Origin of the sequence: Actinocatenispora comari (genome assembly GCF_017312725.1) — a bacterium.
GTDB lineage: Bacteria > Actinomycetota > Actinomycetes > Mycobacteriales > Micromonosporaceae > Actinocatenispora > Actinocatenispora comari.
In genome coordinates, this window is the sequence record NZ_BOPO01000077.1 from 62,320 (window position 1) to 82,360 (window position 20,041).

Annotated in this window: 16 protein-coding genes and 1 pseudogene; 9 read left to right on the top strand and 8 right to left on the bottom strand. The window is 74.4% G+C overall.

Annotated features, from left to right (window positions below; translation table 11 throughout):
* The first annotated feature begins 76 nt into the window (after positions 1-76).
* The 4 genes from NUM_RS20500 (at position 77) to NUM_RS20515 (ending at position 5,019) form a co-directional block, all read left to right on the top strand.
* Complete coding sequence (locus NUM_RS20500; RefSeq protein ID WP_207126522.1) at positions 77-1,876, top strand: AMP-dependent synthetase/ligase; 1,800 nt, start codon at positions 77-79, stop codon at positions 1,874-1,876.
* A gap of 90 nt (positions 1,877-1,966) precedes the next feature.
* Positions 1,967-3,598 (top strand): sensor histidine kinase, encoded by a 1,632-nt coding sequence (locus NUM_RS20505; RefSeq protein ID WP_207126579.1) that lies wholly within the window; start codon positions 1,967-1,969, stop codon positions 3,596-3,598.
* Positions 3,599-3,655: 57 nt separating this feature from the next.
* A complete protein-coding gene (locus tag NUM_RS20510; RefSeq protein ID WP_207126523.1) occupies positions 3,656-4,318 on the top strand; it encodes a response regulator transcription factor in 663 nt (220 codons plus the stop codon).
* Between the two features lie 71 nt (positions 4,319-4,389).
* Complete coding sequence (locus NUM_RS20515; RefSeq protein ID WP_207126524.1) at positions 4,390-5,019, top strand: hypothetical protein; 630 nt, start codon at positions 4,390-4,392, stop codon at positions 5,017-5,019.
* Between the two features lie 132 nt (positions 5,020-5,151).
* Here the strand turns inward: NUM_RS20515 and NUM_RS20520 are convergent, their stop codons facing one another.
* The 3 genes from NUM_RS20520 to NUM_RS20530 form a co-directional block, all read right to left on the bottom strand.
* Positions 5,152-6,303, bottom strand: coding sequence for a glycosyltransferase family 4 protein (locus NUM_RS20520; protein WP_207126525.1), 1,152 nt, complete (start codon positions 6,301-6,303; stop codon positions 5,152-5,154).
* An 83-nt stretch (positions 6,304-6,386) separates the two neighbouring features.
* On the bottom strand, positions 6,387-7,607 hold the full coding sequence (locus NUM_RS20525) for an acyltransferase family protein (RefSeq protein WP_207126526.1): 1,221 nt from the start codon (positions 7,605-7,607) through the stop codon (positions 6,387-6,389).
* Between the two features lie 73 nt (positions 7,608-7,680).
* Positions 7,681-8,934 carry a M48 family metalloprotease gene (locus NUM_RS20530; protein ID WP_207126527.1) on the bottom strand — a complete coding sequence of 418 codons (1,254 nt, stop codon included), beginning with the start codon at positions 8,932-8,934 and terminating at the stop codon, positions 7,681-7,683.
* 246 nt (positions 8,935-9,180) lie between these two features.
* Between NUM_RS20530 and NUM_RS20535 the strand changes: the two genes are divergently transcribed.
* Complete coding sequence (locus tag NUM_RS20535; RefSeq protein ID WP_207126528.1) at positions 9,181-10,047, top strand: LLM class flavin-dependent oxidoreductase; 867 nt, start codon at positions 9,181-9,183, stop codon at positions 10,045-10,047.
* Between the two features lie 82 nt (positions 10,048-10,129).
* On the opposite strand, the gene NUM_RS20540 is transcribed toward NUM_RS20535, so the two are convergent.
* Positions 10,130-10,282 carry a hypothetical protein gene (locus NUM_RS20540; protein WP_225918724.1) on the bottom strand — a complete coding sequence of 51 codons (153 nt, stop codon included), beginning with the start codon at positions 10,280-10,282 and terminating at the stop codon, positions 10,130-10,132.
* 181 nt (positions 10,283-10,463) lie between these two features.
* Between NUM_RS20540 and NUM_RS20545 the strand changes: the two genes are divergently transcribed.
* The gene (locus tag NUM_RS20545; RefSeq protein ID WP_207126530.1) at positions 10,464-11,345 is read left to right on the top strand and encodes an LLM class flavin-dependent oxidoreductase; all 882 of its coding nucleotides are present in this window, start codon (positions 10,464-10,466) and stop codon (positions 11,343-11,345) included.
* Positions 11,346-11,372: 27 nt separating this feature from the next.
* On the opposite strand, the gene NUM_RS20550 is transcribed toward NUM_RS20545, so the two are convergent.
* Positions 11,373-12,713, bottom strand: a complete 1,341-nt coding sequence (locus NUM_RS20550; protein ID WP_207126531.1) for an NYN domain-containing protein — start codon at positions 12,711-12,713, stop codon at positions 11,373-11,375.
* A 366-nt stretch (positions 12,714-13,079) separates the two neighbouring features.
* Between NUM_RS20550 and NUM_RS20555 the strand changes: the two genes are divergently transcribed.
* Positions 13,080-14,873: a DEDD exonuclease domain-containing protein gene (locus NUM_RS20555; RefSeq protein ID WP_225918725.1), complete on the top strand. Its 1,794-nt coding sequence runs from the start codon at positions 13,080-13,082 to the stop codon at positions 14,871-14,873.
* A gap of 197 nt (positions 14,874-15,070) precedes the next feature.
* Positions 15,071-16,846 (top strand): RelA/SpoT family protein, encoded by a 1,776-nt coding sequence (locus NUM_RS20560; protein WP_370467024.1) that lies wholly within the window; start codon positions 15,071-15,073, stop codon positions 16,844-16,846.
* A gap of 142 nt (positions 16,847-16,988) precedes the next feature.
* Here the strand turns inward: NUM_RS20560 and NUM_RS37265 are convergent.
* Together NUM_RS37265 and NUM_RS20570 are read right to left on the bottom strand one after the other, a co-directional pair.
* Positions 16,989-17,186: pseudogene (locus tag NUM_RS37265) on the bottom strand (ferredoxin); the annotation flags it as partial.
* Positions 17,187-17,196: 10 nt separating this feature from the next.
* Positions 17,197-18,411 carry a cytochrome P450 gene (locus NUM_RS20570; RefSeq protein ID WP_225918727.1) on the bottom strand — a complete coding sequence of 405 codons (1,215 nt, stop codon included), beginning with the start codon at positions 18,409-18,411 and terminating at the stop codon, positions 17,197-17,199.
* 166 nt (positions 18,412-18,577) lie between these two features.
* On the opposite strand from NUM_RS20570, the gene NUM_RS20575 reads away from it, so the two are divergent.
* Positions 18,578-19,219 (top strand): TetR/AcrR family transcriptional regulator, encoded by a 642-nt coding sequence (locus tag NUM_RS20575; RefSeq protein ID WP_207126534.1) that lies wholly within the window; start codon positions 18,578-18,580, stop codon positions 19,217-19,219.
* 12 nt (positions 19,220-19,231) lie between these two features.
* Here NUM_RS20575 and NUM_RS20580 read toward each other — a convergent pair whose 3' ends face one another.
* Positions 19,232-19,984 (bottom strand): FMN-dependent NADH-azoreductase, encoded by a 753-nt coding sequence (locus tag NUM_RS20580; RefSeq protein WP_207126535.1) that lies wholly within the window; start codon positions 19,982-19,984, stop codon positions 19,232-19,234.
* Positions 19,985-20,041 lie beyond the last annotated feature (57 nt).

Genomic DNA, 20,041 nt, shown 5'->3' on the forward strand with positions numbered 1-20,041 from the left:
GGTAGGTTTCGCAGCAGAGAGATCACCGACGGCGAGAGCATCGGGCCCGCCGCCGGCCGGGCGCAAGGAGTAGAGCGTGCGCGAGTTGACCGTTCCCCCCCTCGTCACCGTCGCGGACGACGAGAACCTCACCGACGTGGTGTGGCGGCACGCCGAGGAGTACCCGGACACGGTGCAGTTCTCCCGCCGGCGCGACACCGAGTGGGAGCCGGTGACGATCCGGCAGTTCCGGGACGAAGTGGTCGCGGTGGCGCGCGGCCTGGTCGCGGCCGGGGTCGGCGCCGGCGACCGGGTCGGCCTGATGTCGAAGACCCGGTACGAGTGGACCCTGCTCGACTACGCGATCTGGGCGGCCGGCGCGATCACCGTGCCGATCTACGAGACGTCCTCGGCCGACCAGGTGGCATGGATCCTGGCCGACTCCGGCGCCGTCGGCGTGGTGGTGGAGACCGCCGAGCACGCCGCGCTGGTTTCCGGCACCCGCGACGAGTCGCCCGCGCTCAAGCACGTCTGGACGATCGACGAGGACGCGGTCGGCACCCTGGTCGCCGGCGGCGGTTCGGTCTCGCCGGAGACCGTCGAGCAGCGCCGCAGCTCCCGCGGCGCCGACGACATGGCCACGCTGATCTACACGTCCGGGACGACCGGGCGACCGAAGGGCTGCCAGCTGACCCACCGCAACCTCTACTCCGACATCGCGAACGCGGTGCCCGGCCTGCTGCCGCTGTTCAACGAACGGTCGGCCACGCTGCTGTTCCTGCCGCTGGCGCACGCGTTCGCCCGGATCGTGCAGCTCGGCGCGGTGCAGGCACGGGCCCGGATGGGCCACACCGGCGACGTGAAGAACCTGCTGCCCGACCTGGCCTCGTTCCGGCCGACGTTCCTGCTCTCGGTGCCGCGGGTGTTCGAGAAGGTCTACAACGGCGCCAAGCAGAAGGCACACGGCGAGAGCGACGCCAAGGGCAGGATCTTCGACCGCGCCGAACGGGTCGCCATCGCGTACAGCAAGGGGCTGGACAGCGGGCGGATCGGCGCCGGGGTGCGGCTGCAGCACGCGGTCTTCGACAAGCTGGTGTACGCGAAGCTGCGGGCGGCGATGGGCGGCCAGTGCCGGTACGCGATCTCCGGCGGGGCACCGCTGGGCGAGCGGCTGGCGCACTTCTTCCGCGGCGTGGGCATCACCGTCTTCGAGGGGTACGGGCTGACCGAGACGTCGCCGGTCATCGCGGTCAACGACCAGGACCACGGCAAGATCGGTACGGTCGGCCGGCCGATCCCCGGTTCGTCGGTGCGCATCGCCGACGACGGCGAGCTGTGCGTCAAGGGCGACTACGTGTTCACCGGCTACTGGAACAACGAGAAGGCGACGGCCGAGGCGTTCGACGACGAGGGCTACTTCCACACCGGCGACCTGGCCGAGCTGGACGACGACGGCTTCCTCACCATCACCGGCCGCAAGAAGGAGATCATCGTGACGGCCGGCGGCAAGAACGTCGCGCCGGCCACGCTGGAGGACCGGGTCCGGTCGCATCCGCTGGTCAGTCAGTGCATGGTGGTCGGCGACCGGCAGCCGTTCATCGCCGCGCTGGTGACCCTGGACCCGGAGGCGCTGCCGGACTGGCTGCGCAACCACGGCCGCAAGGCGAGCACCGACGCCGCCGCGCTGATCGACGACGAGGAGATCCGGGCCGAGATCCAGTCCGCGGTGGACGAGGCGAACAAGGCGGTCTCCCGGGCCGAGTCGATCAAGGTGTTCCGGATCCTGCCCCGCGACTTCAGCGAGGAGACCGGCGAGATGACCCCGTCGCTGAAGGTCAAGCGCGGCGTCGTGCTCAAGCAGTACGCCGCGGAGATCGACGCGATCTACACCCGCTGACGCGCGCCGCCCGGGTGGAAGGCGTGGCAAGGTGAGCCGGTGACCAGCGCACCGCAGTCGGCGGACCGGCCGGGCCAGGCCGGGGTACGGATGCTGCGCCCGTTGCGGGCGGCGCTGCTGGTCCTGGTGGTGGTGCTGGTCCTGGTCTCGGCACCGCGGTGGAGCACGGTCGGCTGGTGCGCGCTGCTCGCGGTGGCCGCGCTGCCCGGCCTCGCGATCCCGCCGGGTGCCGGCGGCCGGCTCGGGCTGCTGAGCCGGCTCGGCCGGATCGCCGAGGTGGTCGTCGTCGGCCTGTCCACCGCCGCGCTGCACACCGGCTACGGCGCCACCCTGCCCTACCTGCTGGTACCGGTGCGCTCCGCGGCGATCGCCGGCATCGGCGAGGCGCTGGCGCTGGTCGGGCTGGGCGCGCTGACCACGTTCGCCGCGAGCGCGGCGACCGGCCGGCTGGCCGGCCGCGACTTCGTCCTGGCGAGCGTGCTGTGGCTGCTGGTGGCGTCGGCCGCGGCGCTCGCCGGCCGCCGGATGTACGCCGACGCCGGCCGCACCGAGCCACAGCCGTACGCGGCGGCGACCCGGCTGCTGACCCAGCTGCGCACGGTGGCCCGCCAGCTGCCCGGCGGCACCCTCGATCTGGGTGGCATCGCCGCCGGGCTGCTCGACGAGGTGACCGCGGCGGCACCGAGCGACCGGGCCGCCGTGCTGGGGCGCTCCGGGGGCGGCCGGCTGGTGGTGCTCACCCAGCGCGGCCCGGACCGTACCGACTGGGAGACGTCGCTGTCGGCGGACACCCCGATCGCGGAGGCCTGGCTGAGCCAGCAGCCGCACCTGACCTCCACCTCGCTGGCCCGCTCGATCACCGGCCACCCGGTCTCGGCCCTGGTGGTACCGCTGGTCGCCGGGGTGCGCAGCATCGGCCTGCTGGTGGTCGAGTCGGACCGCACCGGGGCGTACCCGCCGGAGACCGTCGCCCGGGTCCGCGGGCTGGTGTCGACCGCGGCGCTGCGGCTGGAGGCGGCGCTGCTGTTCGACGAGGTCCGCGCGCTCGCCACCACCGAGGAGCGGCAGCGGCTGGCCCGGGAGATCCACGACGGGGTGGCACAGGAACTCGTCATGGTCGGGTACGGGATCGACAACGCGGTCGCCGAGCTGACCGACGTGGCCGGCGCCGAGCAGGCGGTCGGCGAGCTGAACACGCTGCGCGCCGAGGTGACCCGGGTGATCACCGAACTGCGGCTGTCGCTGTTCGAGCTGCGTACCGACGTCGATCCGTCCGGCGGGCTCGCCACCGCGCTGGCCGACTACGCCCGTACGGTGGCGGCGTCCAGCGGGATGCGGGTGCACCTGTCGCTGGACACCTCGACCGCCCGGCTGCCGGCGACGGTGGAGACCGAGCTGCTGCGCATCGGCCAGGAGGCCATCACCAACGCCCGCAAGCACGCCCGCGCCGAGAACCTGTGGGTGACCTGCGAGATCGACCCGCCGTACGCGCGGATCGAGGTCGCCGACGACGGCCAGGGCATGCCGGAAGGGCCCAGCGAGGGCAGTTACGGGCTGACCATCATGGCCGAGCGGGCTCGTCGCATCAGGGCCGAGCTGGGGATAAAACCCCGTGAGCCCTCCGGTACGACGATCACTGCGGTACTCGCGGCACGGCCCCGGCGCGGTAGCGTGTCGGCAGCGGAGGGTGCCGACGACAGCACCGCCACGGACAGCGCCTGACCCGGCGACGCTGGCCCCTCCGCGACCGAATGATTCCCGGACCGCGGAGTGAGCGCCATGCCCGATGAGCCGATCGGCCGAACCAGGATCCTGCTCGTCGACGACCACGACCTGATTCGCAAGGGTCTGCGGCACGCGTTCGAGCGCGATCCGAACTTCGAGGTGGTCGGCGAGGCCGGCGCCGCCGGCGACGGGGTCCGGCAGGCCGCGGCGCTGCACCCGGACGTGGTGATCATGGACCTGCGGCTGCCCGACGGCAGCGGCCTGACCGCCACCCGCGAGCTGCGCAAGGCGCACCCGACGATGGGCATCGTGGTGCTGACCATGTACGCCGGCGACGACCAGCTGTTCGGCGCGCTGGAGGCCGGCGCGAGCGCGTTCGTGCCGAAGAGCGCGCCGGCCGACGACGTGGTCGCCGCCGCCCGGCACGCCGCCGCCACGCCGAACGCGTTCACCGCCGCCGACCTGGCCGAGGCGATGAAGCGCCGGCTGGAGCCGTCCGGCCCGCAGCTGTCGCCGCGCGAGGGCCAGGTGCTCAAGCTGCTCGCCGACGGGATGTCGGTCGCTGGCATCGCCAAGCAGCTCTACGTCTCCGAGTCGACCGCGAAGACGCACATCTCCAAGCTGTACGAGAAGCTCGGCGCCGGCAACCGGGCCCAGGCGCTGATGACCGCGCTGCGCCTCGGCCTGCTCGAAGCGCCCGACTCGCCCCGCTTCTGACCGGTACCCGCCGGGCACCCGACGTGTGCCCGGCGCCGGGCCGGGTAGTCGCCGGGGCGGAGGTGATCGCCATGACCCGCGAGGACACCGTGCGCACCCTGCTCGACCGGTACGGGCCCAGCTTCGCCGAGCAGGCCGGGATCCGGCTCACCGACACCCCGTCCCCGCTGTACCGGTTGCTGGTGCTCGCGCACCTGCTGTCCGCGCGGATCTCCGCGGACGTCGCGGTGGCGGCCGCGCGAGAGCTGTCCGCCGCCGGGTACCGGACTCCGCGCCGGATGCTCGACGCGACCTGGCAGCAGCGGGTCGACGCGCTCGGCCGCGGCCACTACCGCCGGTACGACGAGCGCACCGCCACCCAGCTGGGCGACGGCGCGCAACTGCTGCTGGAGCGCTGGCACGGTGACCTGCGCCGGCTGCGGGACGAGGCGGACGGTGCACCGGCGGGCATCTCCCGGCTGCTCACCGAGTTCCCCGGGATCGGCCCGACCGGCGCGGACATCATCCTGCGCGAGGTGCAGTCGACCTGGCCCTCGGTCGCGCCGTACGCGGACGAGCGGGTCCGCTCGACCGCACGCACCCTGCGGCTGCCGCACAGCGCCGCCGGGCTGGCCAAGCTGGTCCCGGCCGCGGAACTGCCCCGGCTGGCCGCCGCGCTGATCCGCGCGCACGGCCACGAGCAGGAGCTGCGGGCCGCCTGAACATCAGCCCGGTGTGGTCGAGCCCCAGGTAGTTGTCGGTGGTGAACAGCGCGCCGGAGATTCCCGGGCCGCGCACATACCGCGACGCGGGTCCGGTCCGCAGCCCGTTCAACCGGTCCCGGCCGCCTCCGTCTACTGTGGACTGTCCGGGTGCAGCAACGCGGTCATCCGGGCGGCGATGGTGTCCCACTGCCAGTCCGACTCGACCCAGGCGCGGCCGGCCTTGCCCATCCGGGCCGCGAGCGACCGGTCGGTCAGCAACGTGGCCAGCCGGTCGGCCAGCACCGGCACGTCGGTACCGGAGACCACGAAGCCGGTCTCCCCCTCGCGCACCGCGTCCGGCGCGCCACCGGAGTCGCCCGCCACCACCGGCAACCCGGTCGCCGACGCCTCCAGGTACACGATGCCAAGGCCCTCGGCCTCCAGCCCGCCGCGGCGGGTCCGGCACGGCATCGCGAACACGTCACCCGCCGCGTAGTAGTGCGGCAGCGCCGCCCACGGCACCGACCCGGTGAACACCACGTCGTCCGCCACCCCGGTGTCGGTCGCCAGCCGCTGCAGCCGCTGCTTGTCCGGCCCGCCCGAGACGATCAGCAGCGCCGCGTCCGGTACCCGCCGGCGCACCGCCGGCAGCGCCCGGATCAGCGTGTCCTGCCCCTTGCGCGGTACCAGCCGGGACACGCAGACGATCACCGGCCGGTCCGCCAACCCCAGCTCGCGCCGGATCGCCGCCCCCTCGGTGTGCACCAGGTCGGGCCGGAACTTCTCGGTGTCCACGCCCGGCGCGAGGTGCTCCAGCCGGGCACCCTGCCGGCGCGCGTTGATCGCCCGGTCCAGCCGGATCCGGAAGTAGTCGGCCAGGTAGGTGACCACGTCGACGTGCTGCCCGATCCGGCGCAGCAGCCCGCGCGGGCCGGGCAGCGCGGCCCAGCCCGCCTCGTGCCCGTGCGTCTGCGCGACCTGGTGGCGCACCCCGGCCGCTCGCAGCGCCGGCGCGAGCAGCCCCAGCGGCGCCATCGCCCCGTACCAGGCGGTGTCGCAGTCGTACTCGCGGGCCAGCGCCACCGCCGCCCGCCGGGCCCGCGGGGTGGGCAGCAGCACCGTGGTGTCCGCCCGGACCACCGGGAAGGGCTGCTCGGCGTCGAACTGCGCGGCGCCGCGCCAGGACGACGCGTACACCACCAGCGAGTCGGCCGGCTGCCGCACCGCGAGCGCGTGCACGAAGTTCTGGATCCCACCGGTACGCGGCGGGAAGTCGTTGGTGATCAGCAGGGTGCGGCCCATCCCGCGATCGTAGGCGGCCGCCGGCCGGGCCGGACGCGGGATCGCCGGCGCACCCGAAACGGCGCCCGGCCCGGGCCGGACGGTCAGCGGACGATGGTCGGGATGCGCCAGGAGGCCGCCCGGGCGAGGACCTGGCGGGTGCACTCGGTCGCCGGGGCGCCGAGCGGCCGGGCCGGCCGCGGACGCCGCGCACCGTTCAGCCTGGCTCGCGCCCAGGCCTGCACCGGCCGCTCGACCAGATGGTACGAGAGCTCCGCCGCGGCGAGCATCACCAGCCAGGACGCCACCGTGGCGAGATGCCCCGGATGGTGCCCGCGCAGTTCCATCAGCGCCCGGCCGGGCAGCAGGTTCCACAGGTACAGGCCGTACGAGATGGTGCCGAGGTGCACCAGCGGGCGGATCGCGAGCAGCCGGGCGAGCAGCGCGTCCGGCCGCTGCACCACGCTGACCACCACGGCCGCGGCCGCGAGGGTACCCACCGGCAGGCCCCACAGGTTCAGTGACGAGCGCCCGATCGACCACAGCGGGCTCAGGCAGGCGAACGCCAGTACCGCGGCGCCGAGCCAGCCGACGCACCGGGCGAACGGCAGCCGGTACCGCCAGGCGGCGAGCGCGGCGAGGCAGCCCACCGCGAGCGCGTCCATCCGGGTGAACGTCGAGTAGTAGAGCATGTCGTGCCAGCGCACCGAGTGCACGAGCGTCACCCGCAGCCCGACCGCGACCGCCACGATCGCCAGTGCCGCGGTGGTGGCCGCGAGCATCGGATGCCGGCGCGGCAGCGACCGGTCGGCGTGCCGGGTCTCGGTGCGGAACAGCCAGCGCAGCAGCGGCGGCCAGCCGAAGTAGAAGTGCTCCTCGACCGACAGCGACCAGCTCCAGGTGATCTTGCCCATCAGCCGCCAGAACCCGGCGAACACGCTGCCGAGGTACAGCAGTGCCGCGACCACCGGCAGCACCGTCTTGAGCACGCCGTCCTGGCTGCTCCAGAACAGCGAGTGCACCACCGCGACGAGCAGCAGTCCGGGCAGCAGCCGGGCCGCCCGGCGCAGGTAGAACGCCCGCAGATCAAGGTCGCCGGTGCGGTGCAGCTCGCCCAGCAGCAGCGTCGTGATCAGGTAGCCGGAGAGGACGAAGAAGACCGTGACGCCCATGTGGCCGCCGGGCAGCACCCTGGGCAGCGAGCCCCACCCGGGCGTGTGGAACACGATGACCGCGATGATCGACAACGCCCGGATCCCGTCCAGCGCCGGGCGGTAGCCCAGCGACGCCCGCGGCGCCGGTACCCGTTCCGACGGGTTGGCCATGCGGTCGGTCACTCCTGGTACGTCTCGGCGATCCGGTGGTGGCACTTGTGATTCGCCGGAAATGACCGGAACGTTACTCCTCGGCAGCGAACTCGTCGGCCGCCGCGAGCCGCTGCACCGTGCTCGGATGGGTACCGAACAGCGCCTGCGCGACCCGGCCCGGATCGACGTCGGCGAGGTTGCGCAGCGCCAGCCGCCCCTGCATCGCCGCGAACGTCGCCGGGTCGCCGGTGGTACGCAGCGCGTGCCGGTCGGCGCGCGCCTCGACCCGGCGCGACACCAGGTTGCCGACCGGCCCCAGCACCAGCTGCGCGACCGTGAGCAGCGCGAACAGCAGCCCCACCGCCCGCGGGTCGGCCAGTCCGGTGGCTCCGGCGGCGGCGAACGGCGCGGGCCAGGCGCCGAACAGGTACAGCAGGCAGCAGCCGGCCGCGGCGCCGAGCGCACCGAGCCCGGTCGCGAGCGGTACGTCGTGGTGCCGGGCGTGGCCCAGCTCGTGCGCCACCACCAGCCGGGTCTCCGCATCGGGCGCCGCGGACAGCAGCGTGTCGAACACGACGATGCGGCGGGTCGGCCCCAACCCCGACACGTACGCGTTGACCGCGCTGCCGCGCCGCGACGCGTCGGCCACCAGCACCGAGCGGACGCGTACCCGGTCGGCGGCGGCGAGCGCCAGCAGGTCGTCGCGCAGCGGCGAGTCGGGCATCGGGGTGAACCGGTGGAACAGCGGCTCCACCAGCACCGGGAACACCATCGACAGCAGCACCGTGAGCACCGCGGCGGCGCCGGCGACCGGCGCCCACCAGGCGTGCGGCCAGGCACCCGTCGCGGCGAAGAACCCGGCCAGCGCGGCACCGACGAACACGACCGCGAGCACCGCACCGCGGCCGAGGTCCACCGCCCAGCCGGCCCAACCCTGCGTGACCAGCCCGTACCGGCGAAGCACCGCCCGGCGGCGGGCCGCGAACGGCAACCCGAGCACCTCGACGATCGCCGCCACCGCCAGCCCGCCCAGGACCGCGGTCACCAGCCGACCGCCGCCCACCGCGTCGCCGATCGCGGTCACCAGCCGCGCGGCCAGCGGGGTCACTCCCAGCACCAGCACCGCGACCAGCTCCACCAACAGGCCCGCGTACCGCAGCGGGCGCAGTTCCCGCGCCAGCTCCCGGCCCCGCGCCACCTGGTCGGCAGGCAGCCGGGACAGTGCGGCGAGCTGCGCGGCCCGCGGCGGTACCGGGACGCGCCACGGCACCGCGACCGCGACGACGACGCCGGCCGCGACCAGCAGGACCGCCGCGACGACCGCGGCACCGACCAGACTCGCCATTCCCGCAGCCTTCCAGAGCCGCCCCGCCCCCGCGCCCCCGCCCGCCCGTACGCCGCGCGCCTGCCCGCTCGTTCGCCGTGCACAGCGGCGCCCCGGCCGCTCGTACGGCCCGTGCCGACGCGAGCGTGCCCAGAGCGCCCGCGCGTCCTGCGCCGACCACCCGCGCGATCCACGCCGGCGCACTCGTGGGGTGTGTGCCGGTGCAATGTGCTTGCCGGGTGGCGATGCGTGCCGCAGGCTGCGGACATGCGCTTCTCGATCAACATCCCGAACTTCGGGGACTTCGCCGACCCCCGAACCGTCGCGCTGGTGGCGACCGCGGCCGAACGGGCCGGCTGGGACGGCCTGTTCGTCTGGGACCACGTGGTCCACGACAAGCGGCGGCGCCGCGGCCAGCCGTTCGGCGATCCGTGGCTGCTGCTGACCGCCGCGGCCCTGGCCACCTCCCGGATCCGGCTCGGCACGCTGGTCACCCCGGTGGCCCGGCGCCGGCCGGAGCAGCTCGCCCGGCAGGTCGCCACGCTCGACGCGCTCAGCGGCGGGCGGGTCGTGTTCGGCGCCGGCCTCGGCGGACCGATCGAGGACGAGTTCGGCAGCTTCGGCGAGCCGACCGACCCGGTGGTCCTCGCCGAGCGGCTGGACGAGGGCCTCGACCTGCTGAACCGCTACTGGTCCGGCGAGACGGTCGACCACGACGGGAAGCACTACCAGGTACGGGACGTGCAGCTGCTGCCGGCCACGGTGCAGCGTCCGCGGCCGCCGGTCTGGGTCGGCGGCTACTGGCCGCGCCGCCGGCCGATCCGCCGCGCCGCCCGCTGGGACGGGGTCGTGCCGCTGTTCACCGAGGCCCGGCACGGCGAGGTGCCGCCGCTCGACGCGGTGCGAGAGCTGGTCGACTACGTGCGGACCCAGCGCGCGGACCGGGACGGCCCGTTCGAGATCGTGCTGGGTGGCGTCAGCCCGGGTGACCCGGCCGCGGCCCGGGACCTGATCGCGCCGCTGGCCGACGCCGGCGCGACCTGGTGGGACGAACGTCAGGTGCAGACGCTGGTCGGCTTCGACCGGCTCGCCCCGGTGCTGCGCCGGATCGAGCAGGGCCCGCCGACGCTCTGACCGCGACAGCCGCCCGGCCGGCGCGGCCGCAGCCGCCGGGCCGGCGCCGCGCCGGTGGCGGCGCGGCGGCCCGGGCCACTGGTCAGGCGGTGCGGCGAGAGCCGGCGTCAGGGTCCGGCTCGGCGGGCACCAGCCGCAGCCGGGGCAGCATGCCGGCGTCGGCGAACACGTCCAGCGCGTGCTGCTCCTCGGCGTCGAGCTCCAGCTCGGGCGGCGGTCCCAGCAGGACGCTCACCACACAGTCCGCACACGCGCGCCCCCGCACCGTGCACTGGTCACAGTCGATGATCATCGAGCCTCCCAACCTGTGCGGCGGGCTCTCCCCCGCCACGATCCGCACGCTACGCAGGGGGTACGACGTTTCCGCCGGACCGAACCGACAGAGGATGTCAGGTCGGCACCCTAGGTTCGAGGGCATGCGGTACGGGTTGGAGATCTGTTGCGGTGGGTCCGGGGTCGAGGCCGCCGACCTGGTCGCGCTGGGCGTGCTCGCCGAGCGGTCCGGGTTCGACGGTGTCTTCTTCGAGGACTACCTCGTCTACTACAGCGAACCGGACGCGCCGACGCACGATCCGTGGCTGCTGCTCGCGGCGATCTCCGCCGGGACCGACCGGATCCGGCTCGGTACCACGGTGACCGGCCTGCCGGCGCGGCAGCTCGCGAAGCTGGCCCGGGAGGCCCTCACGCTCGACCACCTGTCCGGCGGCCGGGCGGTACTCGGGGTCGGGCTGGGTGATCCGCAGGACCGCGGCGTGTCCGCCATCCACGAGACCGCGGGCGCCCCGGGTACCGGTGGCCCGCGCGGCCCGCAGGGCGGGCGGCTCGGCGGGTCGGCGGGTGAGCGGGCGGCGCGGTACGACGAGGGGCTCGACGTCCTGCTCGGGCTGCTCGGCGGTGCCCCCGTGCGACACACCGGCCGGTACTACCGGGTCGACGGCGTCGCGTACCGGCCGGGGCCGGTGCAGACACCGCGGCTGCCGGTGTGGGTCGGCGGCAGCCTGGAGGCTGGGGCCGCGGTGCGCCGGGCGGCCCGGTGCGACGGCATCGTGCCGTACCGGCGCCGGGACACCGACAGCTGGGCCGACGTGGACGCCGGCCAGGTGGCGGCGCTGCGACGGCGGCTGGGCCCGGCCGCCGACATCGCGATCGGCGGCCGGCGGCGCCGCACCGATCAGGCGGTCGAACGCGAGTACGTCGCGGGCCTGGCCGACGCGGGCGCCACCTGGTGGCTGGAATTCGTCCCGCCGGGCGACCCGGCCGAGATGCGCGATCTCGTCGCCCGCGGCCCGCTGCGCTGACTTCCGGGCCGCCGCCCGGGGGCGGTCTCAGCCGCGGGCGAGGCGGCGCAGCAGGGTGTGCGCGGACAGCGGGTACGCGCCGTGCCGGCGGACGCCGTCGGCGACCTCCTTGTCGGAGGACACCACGACCACCACCCGGCCGTCCGGCTCGGCCCGGACCAGCCGGCGGATCAGCTCGTCGGCGATCTCGCCCTTGCGGCTGAACAGCACCCGCACGCCCCGCGGTGGCGGGGCGATGCCGTGCACCGGGTCGGCGCCGTCCCAGACACAGGTCACCTCGGCACCGGTCTGCGCGGCGAGCACGCCGAGGCTGGCCGCCAACCGGTTGCGCTGCTGTTCCAGCGACAGCTCGCCGTAGCCGGTCTTGGTGACGTTGTAGCCGTCGACCACTAGGTGCGCCCGGGGCATCGCGAGCAGCTGGTCGAGCCGGGCCGGATCGTCGGCGGCGAGCGCGCGGGCGCCGGCCCGCGGCCGGTCCGGCGTGTCCGCGGTCTCGGCGACGAAGTCGGCCGGTACCACCTCGACCGGGTCCAGCGCGAGCTCCCGGACCAGGCCGCGGGCGGCGTTGCGGACCGTCTCCAGCAGCAGCCAGACCCGGGAGTCGTCGAACGCGTGCTCCTGCGCCCCGGCCGCCCGGGTCGCGGCGGCGGCCGCCTCGGCGTCGGCCAGCCGGGCATTGAGCCGGCGCAGCTCCGCCTGGTGGTCGCGTTCGGCCCGGGCCAGCCGGCCCTTCTCGGTGGCGGCCTGCTCGCTGGCCCGGCGCTCCCGGTGCTGGCTCTCGCGCAGCTCCTTCTGCACCGCGCGCAGCTCGGCGCGCAGCTCGGCCAGCTCGGCCCGGGCCTGCTCCGCCTCGCCGCGCAGCCGTCCGTGCTCGGCGACCGCCGCCGCGCGGGCCTGTTCGGCCCGGTCGGCCCGCTGCTCGGCCTCCTTGATCCGGTGCTCGGTGGCGACCCGGTCGGTCTCGGTGCGCACCTCGTCGGCGGCGCCGACGACCAGGTCGACCCAGTTGTCCGGGCGCAGCAGGTAGGCCAGCGCACCGACCTCGACCGGATCGGCGGCGGCCGGCCGGGTACCGGCGGTGACCGCGATGGTCAGCTCGCCGCCGGCGTCGGCGACCTTGGCCGCGACCCGCTGCCGGAACGCCGGGTCGCCGGCCAGCGCGGCAGCGATGCCGGTACCGCCGAGCTTGGCCCGCTTGGCCGGGGTGAACCGGGCCACCCGGCGCAGCGAGGCGGGCACCTGGTCGAGCGGCAGCCCGCCCAGCACCGTGGCGGCGAGCGTCACCACCCGCTGCCGGACCGCCTCGGGCAGCACCGGGACCAGCGCCGGGTCGTCGGCCGAGTCGATCGGGTTCGGTTCGGCACTCATGGGCGTGCCCCCCGGCTCGGACCGCTCGCGCTGCCGCCCGGCCACCGGCGCTCGCGCCGCACGGCTGCCCCGCCCGGCGTCCCGACCCGGTCACGACGGTCCGCGACGTGCCGCTGCCGGTACGTCGAGGGCCGCGGTCGGGCCGCGGGGGCCGGGGTGCTCATAGGGACAGTTTGACATCGCCGGGTCGCCTCGGCACGTCAGCGCGGACGCGCTGCGGCCGGCCGGGCGTGCCGGCGGAGCGCCCCGTCGGCCAAAGGCGACACATCGGTGCGTACCGATCCACCGTGCGTACCGAGCTGCGTGCTGCGGGCGATGCCGGGTGCGGCGTCGGTTTCGTCGTACCCGGGGCCTACCGTGCGGTCCGTGCCCGTACCCCCCGTCCGTCGCAGCGGCGAACCCGCCTTCCGGCAACAGAGCATCGACGAGATCGGTCAGCCGCTGGCGACGACCACGTTCGTGGTGGTCGACCTGGAGACCACGGGCGGGTCACCGGCCGACGCGGGCATCACCGAGATCGGCGCGGTGAAGGTGTGCGGTGGCGAGGTGCTGGGCGAGTTCGGCACGCTGGTCAATCCCGGCCTGCCGATCCCGCCGTTCGTGGCCGCGCTGACCGGCATCACCGAGGCGATGGTGGCGCCGGCGCCGGAGCTGACCGAAGCGCTGCCGAGCTTCCTGGAGTTCGCCCGGGGCGCGGTGCTGGTGGCGCACAACGCGCCGTTCGACGTGGGGTTCCTGAAGGCGGCGTGCGCGAAGTTCGGCTACCCGTGGCCGGGGTTCCCGGTGGTCGACACGGTGACGCTGGCCCGCCGGGCGCTGACCCGCGACGAGGTGCCGAACTGCAAGCTCGCCACCCTGGCCGCCTACTTTCACACCGAGACCCAGCCCAGCCACCGCGCGCTGGACGACGCCCGGGCCACCGTCGACGTGCTGCACCGGCTGCTGGAGCGGGTCGGCAGCCACCGGGTGCACACGCTGGACGAGCTGGTCGAGTTCTGCCGCGCGGTGCACCCGGTGCAGCGCCGCAAGCGCGGCCTCGCCGACGGCCTGCCGCACGCCCCCGGGGTGTACGTGTTCCGCGACGGCTCCGGCCGCCCGCTCTACGTGGGCACCTCGCGCGACATCGCGACCCGGGTGCGCAGCTACTTCACCGCGGCGGAGACCAGGTCCCGGATGACCGAGATGCTCACCGCGGCCGAACGGGTGGAGGCGGTGGAGTGCGCGCACGCGCTGGAGGCGGGGGTGCGCGAGCTGCGGCTGATCGCCGCGCACAAGCCGCCGTACAACCGGCGGTCGAAGTTTCCGGAGCGGGTGCACTGGTTGAAGCTGACCGACGAGCCGTTCCCGCGGCTGTCGATCGTGCGCAAGCTGGCCGACGACGCCGGCTGCTACCTGGGGCCGTTCTCGTCCCGGCGGACCGCCGAGACCGCCGCCGCGGGGGTGTACGACGCGGTGCCGCTGCGGCAGTGCACCCGCCGGCTGTCGGTGCGCACCGCGAGCCCCGCCTGCGCGCTGGCCGAGATCGGCCGGTGCGCGGCGCCGTGCGAGCTGCAGATCGCGCCGGCCGACTACGCCCGGTACGCCGACGCCTTCCGCGAGGCGGTGCACGGCGATCCGGCGGTGCTGGTCGACCGGCTGCTCGCGCGCATCGGCGAGCTCGCCACCGACCAGCGGTACGAGGAGGCCGCCACGGTCCGCGGCCGGCTGGTGGCGCTGCTGCGGGCGGCGGTGCGGCTGCAGCGGCTGCGGTCGCTGACCTCGATCCCGGAGCTGGTCGCGGCGCGCCGGGCGGAGGAGGGCGGCTGGGAGCTGGCGGTGGTGCGGCACGGCCGGCTCGCCGCCGCCGGGACGGCCCCGCGCGGGACGGCACCGCGGCCGGTGCTGGCGGCGCTGCTGGCGACGGCCGAGACGGTGCGCGGCGGGGTCGGCCCGACGCCGTGCGCGACGGCCGAGGAGACCGAGCTGATCCTCACCTTCCTCAACCGGCCGGAGACCCGGTTGGTGGAGGCGTCCGGCGCCGGCTGGTACTGCCCGGCCAGCGGCGCCGAGCGATTTCACGATCTGTTACAGAAGGCGGACGCTGCGCGTTCTTCGGCGGACCCGCTGTCCGACCGTGGCGCACCGCGTACGATGCATCGACCGACCCGTGCGACGGCCTGACCTGCGATTTGGTGTCCAGTGTGAGAAATGCCGTCATCGGGGATGCGACCGTTCGTTGGTATCCACCGATCGATCGGGTCTAATTGGCTCATCGGTCGTCCCGGTTCGCCGATTACGATCGGTGAGAGGACCCGTCAGGCCGGCTGGCCGGGCAGGAGGTGCCGTTGAGTCTGGGAGCCAATCCGTCGCGCGCGGAGCTGCCCGCTTTCGCGCCGAATCAGGCCGCGCCCACCAGCCGGGAACGCCGTGCCAGCGCCCCGCTGTACCGCTGGCTGCGGGCAATGCTGCCGTGGGGCGGGTCGCAGGGCTCCGAGACCCCGATCGAGACGGTGGTGCGTACCCACCGGGGCACCTACCCGCGCCCGGACGTGCCGCTGGTGACCCGCGCGTTCGCGGTCGCCGACAAGCTGCACGCCGGCCAGGTCCGGCGCAGCGGCGAGGCGTACATCAGCCATCCGCTCGCGGTCACCCAGATCCTCGCCGGGCTGGGCATGGACCCGGTGACGCTCGCCGCCGCCTTACTGCACGACACCGTCGAGGACACCGACTACACGCTGGAGCAGCTGCGGTCGGACTTCGGTGACGAGGTGACGCTGCTGGTCGACGGCGTGACCAAGCTGGACAAGGTGTTCTTCGGCGACATCGCCGAGGCGGAGACGATCCGCAAGATGATGATCACCGCCGGCCGGGACGTGCGGGTGCTGATCATCAAGCTGGCCGACCGGGTGCACAACATGCGCACCATCCAACACAAGTCGCGCAGCTCGCAGATCCGGATCGCGAACGCCACCCAGGACGTGCTGGTGCCGATGGCCGACCGGCTCGGCATCCACGTGCTCAAGGCCGAGCTGGAAGACATCGTGCTGCGCACCGTCGACCCGGACATGTTCCTGGAGATCGACAAATACCTGTCCGAGCGCAGCGACGACGGCGGCTACCTGGTCGACGTGATCCGCACCGTGTCCGGCGCGCTGCGGGCCGACCGGATCGACGCCGAGGTGGTCCGCCGGCCCCGGCACCACTCCTCGATCTACCACGAGATGACGCAGGGCCCGCTGCGCGAGCCGAACGACCCGCCGCGCATCGTGATCATCATCGACGGGCCGGACACCGACTGCTACGCGGCGCTGGGCACCGTGCACGCGCTGTGGCGACCGGTGCCGGGCCGGTTCAAGGACTTCATCGCCTCGCCGAAGTTCAACTACTACCAGTCGCTGCACACCACGGTGATGGGGCCGGAGCGGCAACCGATCGAGATCATGATCCGCACCGAGCAGATGAACGACACCGCCGAGTACGGCATCGTGGTCCGGCTGCGCAACGGGACGGCGCCGACCGACGGGCCGGAGCGGCTCGACTGGCTGCAGTCGCTGCTCGGCTGGGAGCGCGACGCGCTCGCCTCCACCGAGTTCCTCGACGCCCTGCGCTGTGACCTCTCCGAGGATCAGGTACAGGTGTTCACCACGGCCGGCGACAGGGTGCTGTTGCCGGCCGGCGCGACTCCGGTCGACCTCGCGTACTCGATGGATCCGCAGACCGGCGACCGGCTCATCGGCGCGTACGTGAACGGGCGGCTGGCCCGGCTGTCCACGGTGCTGGAGGACGGCGACGCGGTGGAGATCATCACCGCCCGGGCGGACGACTATCCGGGCCCGTCGAAGGAGTGGCTGGGCTTCGCCCGCAGCGCCAACGCCCGGCTGGCGATCGGCAAGTGGTTCCACCGGGGCGACGTCGAGCAGTCCGCCGAGACGCTCAACGACCGGATCGACGCCGGCCGGGTGGCGGTGGCCCGCGCGCTGCGCCGCCAGCAGCGGTCGCTCGCGGTGGAGGACCCGCTGCTGTCCACCGCGCACGACCTCGGCTACCCGGATCTCGACGCGCTGTTCGTCGCCGTCTCGTCCGGCAAGCTGTCCGCCGACGAGGTGGTGCACCAGCTGATCGACTCGGTCGACCGGCCGAGCACCACCCCGTAGCCCGCTCGCCGTTTCAGTCGTCAGGCCGCTCGCGGCCTCGGTCGTCAGGCCGCTCGCGGCCTCGGTCGTCAGGCCGCTCGCGGCCTCGGTCATCAGGCCGCTCCCGGCCGTCGGGCCGCTCCCGGCCGTCGGGCCGCTCGCGGCCTCGGTCGTCGTCGAGGCGCAGGGCGCCGGACGGGCACAGGCCCACCGCCTCGCGGACCCGGTCGGCGGTCTCGCCGGTGGGCCGGTCGAGGCGCACCAGTACGGTGCCGTCGTCGTCCTGGTCGAACACCGCCGGCTCGGTCAGCACGCACTGACCGGCGCCGATGCACACGTCCCGGTTCGCGGTGACACGCATCGTCTCGCTCCTACCACTCGACCGGCATCCGGTGGATGCCGTAGATGCTGGCGTCGTCCTTGTACGGCAGTTCGTCGACCGCGCCGGCCAGCCGCAGCCCGGGCAGCCGCCGCAGTACGGTGTCGAACACGACGGCGAGCTCGGCGCGGGCCAGGTTCTGGCCGAGGCACTGGTGCGGGCCGAAGCCGAACGCGACGTGGTGCCGGGCGCCGCGATCGAGGTCCAGCTCGTCCGGGCGGTCGAAGGCGGCCGGGTCGTGGTCGGCGGACAGCCCGAGGGCGACGACCCCCTCCCCCGGGCCGATCCGCCGGCCGCCGATCTCGACCTCCTCGGTGGTCACCCGCGAGGTGACCGAGTCGACGATGGTGAAGTACCGCAGCATCTCCTCGACGGCGGCCGGGGTGCGGGACGCGTCGGCGCGCAGCGCGGCGGCCTCGGCCGGGTGCTCGATCAGCGCCAACGTACCGAGCGAGACCATGTTGGCGGTGGTCTCGTGCCCGGCGATCAGCAGCAGCACCGCGAGCGACACCAGCTCGTCCCGCTGGTAGCCGCCGGCGGCGCGGCGACGCACGATCTGCCGGCCGATCAGGTCGTCGCCGGGATCGCGTTCCTTCTCGGTGACCATGGTGTCCAGGTAGGACATCAGCTCGTCCATCGCGTTGCTGCGCTCGGCGCCGCCGATGTCGCGGCGCAGCAGCATGCTGCTGCGCCGCTGGAAGAAGTCGTGGTCGGCGTAGGGGACGCCGAGCAGCTCGCAGATCACCAGCGACGGGACCGGCAGCGACAGCGCCGTGACCAGGTCGACCGGGCGGTCGGCGGCGAGCATGGCGTCGATCCGGTCGTCCACGATCTGCTGGATGCGGGGGCGCATCGCCTCGGCCCGCCGCACCGTGAACTCGCCGACGACCAGTCGACGGGCCGCGGTGTGCGCGGCGCCGTCCATGCCGATCAGTGACAGCGGCCGGACCGGCTGTGCCGGCGCCTCGGCGAACGGCCGCGGGAACGCCGGGTGGGCCCGGTCGGCGCTGAACCGGGTGCCGTCGCCGAGCACCGCCCGTACGTCGGCGTGCCGGGCGACGAGCCAGGCGTACTGGCCGCCGGGCAGCCGGGCGGACACCGGCCCGGTGTCGCGCAGCCCGGCCAGCTGTTCGGGCGGTTCGAACGGGCAGCCTCGCTCGATCGGGTACGTCGGAGCAGGTACGGGCGTCTCCGGTGTGGTGGCCACGGTCGTCTCTCCTCTGCCGATGCGGATGGATTTCCTCCACTTGACCGTAGGCAACCGGAAGAAGTTCGTCCAGATAGTCGCCATGAAATGTGACGAAAGGGAGCGAGCCACGGTACCGGCGAGGCCGCCGTGCAAGAATCCGGGCACGGTGACGGGGAGGACGGCGATGACCGACGGCATCCGGATGCGGGCCGACGCGCGGCGCAACAGGGAGCAGATCATCGCCGCCGCCCGCACCCTGTTCGCCGAGAACGGCCCGGACGTACCGATGGAGGAGATCGCGCGGCGCGCCGGCTGCGGCGTCGGCACCCTGTACCGCCGGTTCCCGGACCGGGCGTCGCTGATCCACGCGGTCGGTCTGGACAACCTCGAACGCATCCGCGCCGCCGCCCGCGCCGCCGTCGCCGAGGAGCCCGACCCCTGGCAGGCACTGCGCCGGGTGGTCCGGCTCTCGCTGGACCTGCGGCTGTCGCAACGGCTGTCGGTCGCCGCCGAGGAGGCGCCGGACAGCTTCCACCGCGATCCGGCGGCCGCCGCGAGCCGCCGGGAGATCCTCGCACTGCTCGACGAGCTCGTCGCCGCCGCGCAACGACAGGGCAGCCTGCGCCGCGACATCGGCGCCGGCGACGTGCTCGCGATGGCGATCATGACCATCCGCCCGCTGCCCGGCTTCGACGAGGCGCACCGCGACCTGCTCACCGAACGCTGCCTCGGCCTGGTCCTGGACGCCCTCGGTACCGGCGGCGACGAGCCGCTGCCCGGCCGGCCGCTCGGCCTCGCCGACGTGTTCCCGTTCGCCGCCGAGTAGCCGGCGAACGGCTCAACGAGCCCGTGCCGGAACGTTCACGCCCCCGGTCGCAGAGCTGTCGGTCACGTCGCCGCCGGCGGCGCTGTCGCGCCAGGTCGCGGCGGCGTCGGTGGCGGTACGGGCGGCGGCGAGCGAGCGGGCGGCCTGCGGGCGGAACCGGGCCAGCGCCGGAGCGAGGTCGGCGAGCGCCAGCTCGGCGTGCACGAACCGCAGGTGCTCCGGCGCGACGCCCTGCCGGACGAAGTAGGCCCGCAGGTACGGGGTGTGGAAATCGTTGCCCTCCTGCGGCGTGCCGGGCCCGTACGCGCCGCCGCGGGCGCCGAGCACCACGACCCTGGTGTCGCGCAGCAGCGGCGCACCGGTGTCCGGATCGAGGTACGCGCCGGGGAAGGTGACCCGGTCGATCCACGCCTTCAGCGCGACCGGTACCGACAGGTTGTACATCGGCGCGCCGATCAGCACCGTGTCGGCGGCCAACAGCTCGTCGATCAGCGGCCGGGACAGCTCCCACTCGCACCGCTCGTCGGCGTCGGCGGCCAGCGCGCCGACCCGGCTCAGCGGTACCCCGCCGTGGCGCTCCACCCGGCGGCCGAGCGTGCAGTAGCCGGTGCCGACCGGAGGTACCGGATCCGCGGCGAGATCCCGGTACCGGTACGGCGCCGTGGGGTGCGCGGTGCGCCAGCGCTCCGCGTACCGGGCGGTCAGCTCCCGGCTGATCGACTCGCCGGACCGGTTGGCACTGGAATCGAGGTGCAGCAACGACATCGTGGTTCTCCTGTCACCGTTGAGGCGTCGGGTACGTCATTCCGGTTGACGGGCCAC